At 68.3% G+C, this 12,291-nt stretch carries 10 protein-coding genes; 5 read left to right on the forward strand and 5 right to left on the reverse strand.

From position 1 onward, the window contains the following. Nucleotides 1-52: 52 nt before the first annotated feature. Entirely contained in the window at nt 53-517 is a 465-nt protein-coding gene (locus tag RJ05_RS08270) for a nitroreductase family deazaflavin-dependent oxidoreductase (RefSeq protein WP_036535125.1), read from the reverse strand. Between the two features lie 209 nt (nt 518-726). Next, nucleotides 727-2,163: a type I glutamate--ammonia ligase gene (gene glnA, locus RJ05_RS08275; protein ID WP_036535127.1), complete on the reverse strand. Its 1,437-nt coding sequence runs from the start codon at nt 2,161-2,163 to the stop codon at nt 727-729. A gap of 252 nt (nt 2,164-2,415) precedes the next feature. Here glnA and RJ05_RS08280 point away from each other — a divergent pair, with 252 nt between their 5' ends. Then, on the forward strand, nt 2,416-2,946 hold the full coding sequence (locus RJ05_RS08280; protein WP_036535140.1) for an RDD family protein: 531 nt from the start codon (nt 2,416-2,418) through the stop codon (nt 2,944-2,946). A 144-nt stretch (nt 2,947-3,090) separates the two neighbouring features. Here RJ05_RS08280 and RJ05_RS08285 read toward each other — a convergent pair whose 3' ends face one another. Continuing rightward, complete coding sequence (locus RJ05_RS08285; protein WP_036535130.1) at nt 3,091-3,825, reverse strand: DUF4191 domain-containing protein; 735 nt, start codon at nt 3,823-3,825, stop codon at nt 3,091-3,093. Between the two features lie 245 nt (nt 3,826-4,070). Between RJ05_RS08285 and RJ05_RS08290 the strand changes: the two genes are divergently transcribed. From RJ05_RS08290 to RJ05_RS31815, 3 genes are all read left to right on the forward strand, one after another. After that, nucleotides 4,071-5,717, forward strand: a complete 1,647-nt coding sequence (locus RJ05_RS08290; RefSeq protein WP_036535132.1) for a CocE/NonD family hydrolase — start codon at nt 4,071-4,073, stop codon at nt 5,715-5,717. 122 nt (nt 5,718-5,839) lie between these two features. Beyond that, on the forward strand, nt 5,840-7,243 hold the full coding sequence (locus tag RJ05_RS08295; protein ID WP_234012305.1) for a M20/M25/M40 family metallo-hydrolase: 1,404 nt from the start codon (nt 5,840-5,842) through the stop codon (nt 7,241-7,243). After that, complete coding sequence (locus tag RJ05_RS31815) at nt 7,240-9,204, forward strand: alpha/beta fold hydrolase (RefSeq protein ID WP_085996180.1); 1,965 nt, start codon at nt 7,240-7,242, stop codon at nt 9,202-9,204. Before RJ05_RS08295 ends, RJ05_RS31815 begins: the two co-directional genes overlap by 4 nt. Before the next feature lie 152 nt (nt 9,205-9,356). On the opposite strand, the gene RJ05_RS08305 is transcribed toward RJ05_RS31815, so the two are convergent. Both RJ05_RS08305 and RJ05_RS08310 read right to left on the reverse strand, forming a co-directional pair. After that, a complete protein-coding gene (locus RJ05_RS08305) occupies nt 9,357-10,796 on the reverse strand; it encodes a neutral zinc metallopeptidase (RefSeq protein WP_051016350.1) in 1,440 nt (479 codons plus the stop codon). Nucleotides 10,797-10,950: 154 nt separating this feature from the next. Then, entirely contained in the window at nt 10,951-11,895 is a 945-nt protein-coding gene (locus tag RJ05_RS08310; protein ID WP_036535135.1) for an endonuclease/exonuclease/phosphatase family protein, read from the reverse strand. 101 nt (nt 11,896-11,996) lie between these two features. On the opposite strand from RJ05_RS08310, the gene RJ05_RS08315 reads away from it, so the two are divergent. Continuing rightward, nucleotides 11,997-12,284: a hypothetical protein gene (locus RJ05_RS08315; protein ID WP_036535137.1), complete on the forward strand. Its 288-nt coding sequence runs from the start codon at nt 11,997-11,999 to the stop codon at nt 12,282-12,284. The last annotated feature ends 7 nt before the right edge of the window (nt 12,285-12,291 follow it).

Genomic DNA, 12,291 nt, shown 5'->3' on the forward strand with positions numbered 1-12,291 from the left:
CGCGTTCGACGCGTTCGACGACTGGTGTGAGGGCCCCACCGACTGAGTGGGGTCAGCGCGGGGTGAGCCGGACGACCGGGTAGATCCGCGTGGACTTCTTCTGATACTTGCCGATGCGCGGTTCCTCGGCGACGATGCGCTTCCAGGCGTCCTCGCGGTCGGTGCCGTCGAGCGTCTGCGGAATGACGTCGACGGTGCCTTCACCGGGTAGTTCGATCGTGACCTGGTCTGGATGGGCGGTGAGGTTGGCGTACCAGTCGGGGTTCACGCTGCCGCCGCCGGAGGCCACGACCAGCTTGGCGTCGCCGTCGCCGAACCAGGCGAGCGGCGTTTCGCGGCGCTGTCGGCTGCGGCGGCCGATCGTGTGCAGGATCAGCACGTTCATGCCCATCACCTTGCCGCTCGCCTTACGCCGCATCTTCGCGGCGGTACGGGCGTTCATCTTCTTCTGGAACCACCGCGACACCGGCCCCGGCGTACCGGGCTTGCGCTTGCCCAGCTGCTGATCGCCTGTCATAGCCTGACCTCCCATTACTCGGCCCCGGACGTCGCGCAGATCTCCTGCGCGACGCGAACTCGGTATCACGCTAGCCAGCACCTACCGCTCGCCGCTTCTCGATTCCTGATCGACACACCGTGGGATCCCGCCGCAACCAGCCCGAAACGGGGACGAGCCCTCCCGCACCGAAGTGCGGGAGGGCTCGAAAGATCGTGCGTTACTTCGATTTACACGTCGAAGTAGAGCTCGAACTCGTAGGGGTGCGGACGCAGGTTCACCGGGGCGATTTCCTGCTCGCGCTTGATGTTGATCCAGGTCTCGATCAGGTCCTCGGTGAAGACGTTGCCTTCGGTGAGGTAGTCGTGATCGGCCTCGAGGCGGTCGATGACCGTGGCCAGGCTGGTGGGGGCCTGCGGGATGTTCTTGGCCTCCTCCGGCGGGAGCTCGTAGAGGTCCTTGTCGACCGGGGCCAGCGGCTCGATCTTGCGCTTGATGCCGTCCAGGCCGGCCATCATCATGGCGGCGAAGGCCAGGTACGGGTTACCCGAGGAGTCCGGCGCGCGGAACTCGATGCGCTTGGCCTTCGGGTTGTTGCCGGTGACCGGGATGCGGACCGCGGCGGAGCGGTTGCGCTGCGAGTACACCAGGTTGATCGGGGCCTCGTAGCCCGGGACCAGGCGGTGGTAGGAGTTCACGGTCGGGTTGGTGAACGCCAGCAGCGACGGCGCGTGGTGCAGGATGCCGCCGATGTAGTGGCGGGCCAGGTCCGACAGGCCACCGTAACCGGACTCGTCGTGGAACAGCGGCTTGCCGTCCTTCCACAGCGACTGGTGCACGTGCATGCCCGAGCCGTTGTCACCGAAGAGCGGCTTCGGCATGAAGGTGACGGTCTTGCCTTCCTGCCACGCGGTGTTCTTGACGATGTACTTGAACAGCTGCAGGTCGTCGGCCGCCGCGAGCAGGGTGTTGAACTTGTAGTTGATCTCGGCCTGACCGGCGGTACCGACCTCGTGGTGGCCGCGCTCGAGCTCGAAACCGGCCTGCTGCAGGTTGGTGGCGATCTTGTCGCGCAGGTCGACGTAGTGGTCGTACGGCGCGACCGGGAAGTAGCCGCCCTTGTTGCGGACCTTGTAGCCACGGTTGAGGGTGCCGTCCGGGTTGAACTCGGCGCCGGTGTTCCAGGAACCGGAGACCGACTCGATCTCGTAGAACGCGCCGTTCATGGCCGAGTCGTAACGGATCGAGTCGAAGATGTAGAACTCCGCCTCGGCACCGAAGTACGCGGTGTCGGCGATACCGGTCGAACGCAGGTACTCCTCCGCCTTGCGCGCGATGTTGCGCGGGTCGCGGGAGTAGGCCTCGCGGGTGAACGGGTCGTGCACGAAGAAGTTCAGGTTCAGCGTCTTGGCGGCGCGGAACGGATCCAGCTGCGCGGTGCTGTAGTCGGGCAGCAGCAGCATGTCCGACTCGTCGATCGACTGGAAACCACGCACGGAGGAACCGTCGAACGCCAGCCCTTCCTCGGCCAGGTCGGCGGTGAACGCCTTCGCCGGGATGGAGAAGTGCTGCTGAACACCGGGAAGATCGCTGAAGCGGATGTCGACGTATTCGACGTCCTCATCGGCGATGTATTTGATGACCTCGTCGGCCGTGCTGAACGTCACTTAGTTCTCCTTACGGATTGTTTCCCAGGCCAGTGTCGATTGCATGGGCGTCGCGACCAGACGGTATGGACGCGGTGTTTCCCGGCAGTCAAGGTTGTGTTTCGCCAGTGTTACACGTGCTCTCGAACGGGTGGCATGTGCCACCCACGCTCTAGCGGTGAGGTCATTCTGCCACTCGTGACCTGGGCCGACGGCGTGAGCACCGGTTATGCGGTCGCCGGTGGCCCAGCGCACGCGCTTATTCTGGGAGCCATGGCACGTATCACCGGATCCTGGCTCTCCGGACCGACAGCGGATCCGGGCGATCCGGCAACCCCCGAGTTCCGCGGCGAACACATCGGGTTGCCGCGCGAGGGCGCGGGCTCACTGGTCGGGATGGGCCGCCGCATCGCCGCGCTGATGGTGGACTGGGTGATCGCGATGGGTATCGCGGCGCTGATCGTGCGGCCGGACCCGCAGCGGATCATTGCCGAGGCGGACGTCCCGGCGGGACAGCAGCCGCCGACCAACTTCGAGGCCGTGGTGAGCGCGCTGAGCACGCCGACCTGGATGGTGTGGGTGGTCGTCGGCATCCTCGCCGTGACCCTGTTCGGGTTCACGCCGGGCCAGTACTTCCTGCGGTTGCGGGTGATCCGGGTGGACGCGCCGGTGCGGGTGGGATTCGTGCGCGCCCTCGGCCGTCAGCTGCTGCTCATCTTCGTCGTGCCCGCCCTGTTCACCGACGCCGACGGCCGCGGTATGCATGATCGGGCGACCGGTACCGCGGTGGTTCGCGCACGCTGACCTCCCGCTCCGGGGCCAAGCGATCAGCGGATCACTGCCTGAACATACGACGCCGATACCGATCCCGCGCGCCGCATATGCCCGTATGCGAAGGGCCGGCGCCCCGAGTGGGAACACCGGCCCTCGCCGAATATCGCTTCGCGCTCAGCGGCGGCGGATGGTGCGCTGCACGCCGCGCATCTTGGCGCCCGCGGGCATCGGGCCCTTCGGTAGGGCGGGGCCGCTGCGGGCGCTGAGGGCGGCGAGGCGGCCTTCGATGAGGTCGATGCGCTTGGCGTCGATATTGCGGGGCAGCTTGGTGAGGTAGCGCTGCAGGTCCTTGAGCGGAACCTGGCCCTCCTCGTTGCCGACGATGACGTCGTAGATCGGGGTGTCGCCGACCAGGCGGGCGGTGCGCTTCTTCTCCTGCGCCAGCAGCGACTTCAACCGTTGCGGCGAACCCTCGGCGACGAAGATCACGCCGGGCAGGCCGACCACGCGGTGCACGGCATCGAGCTGAGTGGTGGCGGCAACGCCGTTGCTGACCCGCCACTTACCCTGCAGGTTGTCCAGCACCCAGGCCGCGGCACCGGCCTGACCTTCGGCTTTGCTGTACACCGACTTCTGCACCCGGCGGCCGAAGATGATGAACGCGACGAGCACACCGAGCAGGATGCCCAGCGGCAGCAGGAACCACTGCAGGCCGAAGATCAGCCCGATCAGGAAGAACACGACGGTGATGCCGACCAGCGCGCCGATCATCAGCGGCAACAGCAGCTTGTCTTCCTTGCGCTGCATCTGGAAGGCCTGCCACAGCTGCTGGCGGCGCTCCTTCGACTGCTGTTTGCGGGCCGCTTTCGCCGCGGCCTTCGCTTCCTTGGTGGGCTTACCTGCTGGCATGTCTCTCAGGATAGTGCCCGCGAGTGAGCGTTCTCGCCACGGGACGACCAGCGCTCACCGTGGTGTACCGCGGTCCCGGGCACCTGCGGCGGCCGTGGTCACCACACCCCCGGTTCCTGGGGCTGGACGTTCGTCCGGCGACCCGATACTTCTTAGGTGCGCTGCCGACGTAGTCCGTCGCCGGCCCGCGCGTGGGCTGGAACGGATGCGGAGGTAGACGAGCGGTGCGTGGTCGACCGGTTCTGGTGCGTGCACTCCTGCTCGTCGTGGGCGTGCTGGTGGTGGTGACCGCGGGCGTGCCGCTGACCGCGAGCGCGCGGCCGGAAGTACCGCACCAGTGGCATGAGGCCTACATCGACGCACCTGACGGCACCCGGCTGCACGCCGACATCCTGCGTCCGGCCGGTCTGCCCGACGACGTCCGCACGCCGGTGATCCTGACCGTCAGCCCGTATCGCGCGCATTCGGCGTACCTGAGCGAGCCGCGGCTCGAGGGCGGGCCGTCGGTGGAGAACCTGACACCCGAGCTGTTCCTGAACGCCGGCTACACCTACGTCATCGTGGATCTGCGCGGGTTCGGCGGATCGTCGGGCTGCCCGGATTTCGGCGGGCCGGGTGAACGCGCCGACGTGGCCGCCGCGGTGGAATGGGCGGCGAGCCAGCCCTGGTCGAGCGGCAAGGTGGGTATGTGGGGCGCCTCCTACGAGGCGTGGACGGGGCTGATGGGGCTGGCGACCGAGCCGAAGGGCTTGGCGGCGGTCGCGGCGTTCGAGCCGGTGGTCGACCCGTACAGCTACCTGTACATGCAGGGTGTGTCGTGGAAGTTCTCCGGTAAACCCGTCACCGAGGACGGGGTGCGGCCCGCCGACCTCGCCGGCTTCGAGCACGTGCTGATCGCCTCCACCCCGCCACACCCCGGCGACTCCCCCGAATATCAGGCCAACGCGCTGCAACTGCCCATGCAGTGCTACGCCCGCTACCTCCAGGACATCACCGACCACGACGCAGGCACCGAGTTCTGGCGCGACCGCGATCTGGTCGCCAAGCTGGACGGCAGCACCACTCCGCTGTTCCTCGGGCAGGGGTTCCTCGACTACAACACCCGCGCCTACCGCGTCCTCGACCTCTGGAACAACCTCGGACCCGGCGACCACAAGGCCTGGTTCGGGCAATGGGGACACCAGACCTGCCACGAGAAATGCGCGACCCCGCACTTCGACACCGAACTGCTGGCGTTCTTCGACAAGCATGTCGCCGGGCGCGATGTGCAGATTCCCGGGCCGCGTATCACCGTCGGCCAGTTCGACGGGCGCTGGCGCGGTGAGACGCAATGGCCGGCCGCCGACACGGTGCGAGTGCCGGTCGAACTGCGCACCGGGCGCTACACCGATCGCGGGCTGCTGCCCGGGCCGGACCGGGAAATCTGGTCGGTGACCGCGCCGTTCGAGCGCGAGGTGCACCTGTCGGGGATCCCGTCGGCGACGTTGTCGCTGGCCGGACCGCCGAACGCGACGGTGGCGGTGGAGCTGTTCGACATCGCGCCGGACAACCAGGCCGTCGTCATCACCCGCGGGATCGCGCCGGTGAGCGAGACCGCGCAGGTGCGGCTGCTGGCCCAGGATTGGCCGATCGCGGCCGGGCATCGGCTCGGCGTGCGCATCACCGACGTGGTGGACGACGTCTGGTCGCACTCCCCCGCCTTCGCCGAGGTCACCGTCACCGCGGCGCGCCTCGAGGTCCCGGTGCTGAGCCTGCCGCGCACCGCCGACCTGCCCGGCGGCGTCGGCGAAGCCATCCCGAAGTGGCATCGCAGGAAGACCCGCACCCTCGACGCCGGGGTGGTGAACAATGCAGTGGTGCCCATGAACCTGCCCACTGCGCCCACTCGATGAGCGGTCAGCATCCGCGTACACCGCCTACCAGTGCGGCCGGCGGTGGCCTCGGCGCAAACCTGCTCGACGGTGTCGATGACGCGACAGCGGAGCGACTCGCGGCGGCGTTACGGTGTGCCACGGTGTCGCGAGAGGATTCCGCGGCGACCGATGGCGCGCCGTTCACGCTGCTGGCCCAGCACTTGGAGCGCTCGTTCCCGCGAGTGCACGCCGAGCTCGAGCTGGAACTGTTCGGGCACAGCAGGCTCTACACCTGGCGCGGGGCCGATCCCTCGCGGACGGCGGCGATCCTGCTCGCCCATCAGGACGTGGTTCCGGCCGATGATCAGCCGCATTGGACGCATCCACCGTTCGCGGGGGTCGTGGATGAGCAGTTCATCTGGGGGCGTGGTGCGATCGACGACAAGAGCCGGGTGCTGGCGATCCTCGAGGCGGTCGAATCGGCTCTCGCCGCGGGAGTACGGCCCGCGCACACGGTGTATCTGGCGTTCGGGCACGACGAAGAGGTCTTCGGTGACGACGGCGCGGTACGGATGGCCCAGGCGCTGCGTGAGCGGGGTGTGCGTGCGGAACTGTTGCTCGACGAGGGTGGGGTGATCACCGAAGGCGTGGCCGATGGCGTCGACCGGCCGGTGGCGTCGATCATGGTGGGCGAGAAGGGATATGCGACCGTGCGGTTGTCGGTGACCGACATCGGCGGGCATTCCTCCATGCCGGGGAAGCAGACTGCCGTCGGGCGGATCGCGCGGGCGGTGGGCCGGTTGCAGGATCGGCCGATGCCGCTGCGGTTGACACCGGTGATCAGCGACATGTTGAGCCGGCTGCGTGCGGCCATGCCCCCGGCCCGACGCAAGCTGCTCGGTATGGCCGGGGTGGCCGGACCGGTCATCACGCGGGTGCTGGCGGCCAGACCGCAGACCGAGGCGATGGTGCGGACCACGACGGCACCGACCGTCATCCACGGCGGAGTGACAGCCAATGTGTTGCCGCAGCACGCCGAGGCGCTGATCAACTTCCGGATCCTGCCGGGCGACTCGGTCCACGGGGTGCTGGACCACTGCCGCCGCGTCGTCGGTGACGACGGTGTGCGGATCGAGCTGGTGGGCATGTCATCGGAGCCGTCTCGGGTTGCCGCCCCCGGCCCGGCCTTCGACCGGATCGCTCACCTGGCCACCGAGGTGGTGCCCGGCATCGCCGTCACCACCGGCCTCGTCCCCGGCGCCACCGACTCACGTCACTACGACGATCTGGCCGCCACCCGCTGCAACTTCGCGCCCGTCGTCTTCGACCGGAGCGATCTCGAACGCATCCATGGAACCGATGAACGGATCTCCCGCGTCAACTACGCTCGCCTCATCGCATTCAACCGGCGACTGATAGACCAGCTCGCCGACCCGGCGCCAAGTCCCACGCAGGGACCAGTACCAAGCCCCACCCGGGGACCAGCTCCAAGCCCCACCCGGGGACCAGCTCCAAGCCCCACCCGGGGACCTGCACCACGCCCCACCCGAGGAACCGACACATGAGCCAAGCCGCCGAGCCGGACAAGCACTCCGCCTCCAGCACAACCGATTCCGCGACCGCCGACACCGGCAACGGTGCCGCGAAGACTCCGGCGAAGGCCGCAGCCAAGAAGGCCGGGGCACGAGCCGCCCGCGCCACCAAGAGCACAGCCTCCGGGACCGCGTCGGGTACGGCAGCCAAGAAGACCGATGCGGCGGCGAAGAAGGCTGCCGCCCCGGCGAAGAAACGGGCCGCGAAGAAGGCCGCACCGAAACCGGCGACCACGACCACCGCCGAAGCGGCCGCTGCCGACGCGACGCCCGCCGCCGACGGCGCGACGGGCGATCAGCCGGCGAAGAAGGCCGCCAAGAGCACGCCACGCGCCCGCAAGTCACCGGCGGCAGGCACGGCGTCACGCCCGGCCGCGAAGAAGACGGCCACCAAGGCAGCGGCCCGCAAGACAGCGGCCACGAAAGCGAAGGGCACAAGCCCCGCTTCGGACTCTGCCGTCACCGACGCCGAGCCCACGGTCACGCAAGCGGTGGCCGGTTCCGAACCGGCGACTGCCGCACACGAAGCGGCTGGTTCCGAACCGACTACCGCCGCAGCAGGCCTCGCTACCACCGAGACCGACTCGGCCGGTGCCACTTCTGCTGAGGCGAGCGCAGTTTCGGGCGAAACCGCTAGCGAAGACACGTCCGTCTCCACCAGCGAGCGGTCCACGGCCGGCGATTCCAGCACCGGCGTCGCACCCGGTCCTGCCTCGAGTGCTGCACCCGCGTCGACGGGTGAATCCGCCACCGTCGAAGCTCCCGGCGATGCGGACGCCGCCGCCGAGGAAGGCTCGTCCGATATCGCGGACGCGGCCGATGGGAGCGCCGTGTCCGCACACGACGATGCGGCACCGACCAACGGCGAACCACAAACCGACACATCCCGCGGCACCGCCGCAGCTGTCGACGACGCTGCATCTGATGACACTGCTGCTGCATCCGGTGACGAGGGCGATGCCGCCGACGCGTCCAGCGAAACGTCCGCAGCCGAGAGCGATTCGGCCGGCGAGGAAGGCTCGTCCGATAACGCGGACGCGGCCGACGAGGGCGCCGCTTCCTCCGCAGGCGATGATGCGGCGTCGGTCTCCGACGGACAGACTCACGCCGACTCCGGGTCCTTCATCGGGCATGGTGCCCGGATCGAGTGGCGGGCTTGGCTTCCCGACAGCGCTGCGCGCGGGGTGATCGTGCTGGTGCACGGTGTCGCCGAGCATGCCGGGCGGTATGAGCATGTGGGGCGGCGGTTGGCCGGGGCCGGGTTCGCGGTGTACGCGCTGGACCATCCGGGGCACGGGCATTCCGGTGGGGCGCGGGCGAATATCGGGTCGATGGATGCGGCCGCCGATAATGTGGCGACGTTGCTCGCGATGGCGCGACTGGAATTCCCCGAGGTGCCCGCGTTCCTGCTCGGGCATTCGATGGGCAGCTTGATCGTGCTGTTCCTGGCGACGCGGGCGCCGATCGAGGTGGACGGTGTGGTGGTGTCGGCGCCGCCGCTCGACATTCCGGTGGGCAACCCGATTCAGCGGATGCTGGCGCCGGTGCTCACCAAGCTGACGCCGAATCTCGGTGTGCTGAAGCTGGATTCCACCGATATCAGCCGCGATCCGAAGGTCGTCGCCGCCTACGACAGCGACCCGCTGGTGTACCGCGGCAAGCTCCCGGCCCGGACCGCGACCGAGATACTCAACGCCGCGATGGCGGTCAAGGGTCGTCTGCGGAAGCTGACCGCACCGACGCTCGCGATGCACGGCACCGCCGATACCATCGCCGCGCCGTCGAGCACCGATCTCATCGAAAAGGGAGCGGGCGCCGAGGACCTCACGGTGCGCCGCTACGACGGGCTGTACCACGAGATCTTCAACGAGCCCGAGCAGGATCAGGTACTCACCGACGTCGTGGACTGGTTGGAGGCGCGTCTCGGCAAGTGATCCGGTGCGGCGGATGAATCGGACCGGTACCTGAGCTACCCGGCCGGAACGGCACCGCCGCATGGCCACAGTCGGGGCTCGCAACCTTGTCACACAGCAGAAGGCGCCGAGGTCGACCAAACGACCTCGGCGCCTTCACTGTTCGGACTGTGTCAGTTGTACTTGTTGGCGCAGGCCGCCTCGCCCTCGAGCACGCCGAGGCGGAAAGCCTCGAGCCGCAGGTAGCCGCTGTCCACGGTCGCACCGTTGACGTCGCTGGCCGCCAGACCGTCCGAGAGCAGCCCGGAGATGGCTTCGTCCAGGTCGCCGGCCGACAGCTGGACCTCGCGGCCTTCCTTGCTCAGTTCGGTGGTGATCGCACCGGACAGGCAGGACGTGCGCAGACCGGCGGTCTCGGCGCCCTCCAGCGACAGACCGCGCGCCTTCTGCACGGCGAGGGTGTAGCGGGAGATGAAGACGACGTAGGCGTTGTAATCGCCGCTGACGATCGCCGACAGCGGTTTGTCCTCGTCCTCCAGCGGGCCGGCGCGTTCGGCGAGCGCCGGGATATCGGTGCCGACGGTATTGGCGTCCGGGCAGTAGGACACCGGTTCGGTGACGGTCACCCCCGAGCAGCTCGACGCCACGCCCGAGTAGTCGTACTGCGGAGCCGCATCCGGCGGCAAAGCCTCGGCGGCGGCATTGGCGACGCTGACCAGCGATTCCTGGTCGACCGGCAGCTGACGTTCGCCGTTGTCGTCTTCGAAGGTGATCGGCAGGCCCGCGCGGCGCTGTTCGATCTCGTCCTCGTTGATGGCCTTGCAGGCCGCGGCGCCGCTGGTGTAACCCATCTGCACCGCGGTCACCCGTTCGAATGCCGAACCGTGCACATTGTCCGGGTCGTCCGGATCACGGTCGCGCACCGCGACGGTCGCGCCGAGCACACCGTTGAGTCCGTCGGTGGTGTTCATGGTGAAGTACTTGGAGTCGCCCTCGGCGACATAGCGCAGATACACACCGGCGAGGCAGTCGGCCTGTTGTTCGCGCACCAGCCCGGGGGTGCGCCGGTCGGCGATCTCGGCCTGGAATTGCAGGGCGTGGCCGTACTCGTGGGCCAGCACCATCACCACGGACATGTCGCCGAACTCCTTGACCAGCTCGGGCAGCAGCACGCCGCGGTCCCAGCCGATCGAGTGGTCGGTGCTGCAGTAGGCGGCGTTGACCATCTGATAAGTGTCGACGGTGCAGAATTCGACGGCCTCGGACTTCGGCGCCAGCGCGTCCCAGGAGATCAACTGCTCGACAGGCTTGAAACTGCCGGGAAAGGTCTTGCTGTACTCGGTCTTCCAGAATTCCTGCACGTCGTAGACGGCGTTGAGGGCGAGTTGATCCATCTGCCCGCCGTCGCCGTTCTCGGCCTGGATCGGCGCGTCCGGGGCGTCGGGGCGCGGCCCGCTCGGGCCGGTGCTCGACGTCGCACCCGCGATCTGCCACGGGTTTTCCTGCCCCGGACCGGACTGCGCCGCCTCGGCCGATTCCGAACAGCCGGTGAGCACCACCGCGGCGCACGCCACGATGGCGGCGGCAAAGCGCAGCCGCTTATTCCTTGTCACTTGAATGCCTCCCCAAGGTCGACCGGGCCGGTACACAGCCCGGGCCCGGACCGGCGCCGCATGCGCCTGCCGTCCGAGCGCTCCACATGGTAATCGCTCGGCGTCCCCGATACGCATCGCCGCGGAGGAAATTCGCGGCGATGCGGTTTCTCGATCAGTGCAAACGAGTGCGGGCGAGGACGGCGCGATGGTCGGTGCCCGGCACCACCATGGTCCAGACCTCGTCGGCGGTGGCGTCGGCGAGCAGCACGTGGTCGATGCCGATGACCGGACCCCAGCGCCGGTCCTGCGGGTAGCTGCGCAGTGGGCCCGCGCCGGCCTGGTCGGCGGCGGATTCGAAACGGCCGCGCAGCAACTCGCGGAAGGCGCTGTGGTCGCGGGTGGCGTTGAAGTCGGCGCCGACGATGGCCGGTCGCTGCTCCACCTCGAGTATGTCGCGGATGGCGCTCAATTCACGCTGCCATCTGCCGAAATCCAAGGGCGGCGGCACCGGGTGGAAGGCGTAGACCGCGATGGCGCCGCGATCGGGATGGTCCATGATCGCGGAGATGTTGTTGAGCAGGAAGCCGTCGTAGTTCTTGGTGTCGCGCAACGGGTACCGGCTGTAGATGCCGGTGCCGACGCCACCGGCCTCGGAATCTTCCAGGTAGTGGTATGGCAGCAGTGCGCCGATACCCGCCGCGGCGAGCCCGGCGACGGCGGCGGGGGTGAGCTCGTTGACGGTGAGCACGTCCACGCGCTGGGCACGAACGGCGTCGACCACCGCACCCGTATCCGCCTCGCCGAACAGCAGATTCGACTGCATCACGATCAGCTGCGGCCCGGTGGCGGCGTGCCCGTCCGGCACATAGATCGGCACCTGCGTCCACAACGCCGCGGCCACCGCGATCGCGGCGGCGATCATGCTGCGCCGCCCACGAGCGATGGCGAACAACACCAGCGCCACGATCGTGCCCACCATCAGCAGCGACGCACCGGACGCCAGCAGGACCACCGTCCGCCGCTGCGATCCGCTGAAGTACAGCGCGATCCCCGCGATCCCTGCCAGCAGAGCAACCCACCCCGTGCCGAGCAACGCCCGGTTCACCCATATCCGCATGTCTGGGACCCTAGAACGGGCCGGTGACGGATTCGTGGATCAATTGTGTGGATCCTGTGAGAATCGAACGAGTTCGACCGCACCCGGACAGGAGGAGCACCGTGTACTTCGAAGAGTTCGAGTCTCCCGGCGCGCTCTCGCTCGATACCGCCGAAGCCCTGCACGACGTGGCGGGCCGATACTCCTCCACCATCGTCGTCACCGCCAACGCCCACTCCGTGCACGCGCCGCTACTGCCACTGTGCTGGGAAGACCTGGGCATCGCCGCGGGCACCACGGTCACCGTCACCGTGGACAACGGGCATCACCCACCCGACATCGAAGACCGCCGCGCGCTCGGCGAATTCGTCGGCCGGTTTCGGCAGCTCACCGCGCCGGGCACCCGATAGCGGTCGA

This window comes from Nocardia cyriacigeorgica NBRC 100375 (assembly GCF_000308555.1).
GTDB classification, from domain to species: Bacteria; Actinomycetota; Actinomycetes; order Mycobacteriales; family Mycobacteriaceae; genus Nocardia; species Nocardia cyriacigeorgica.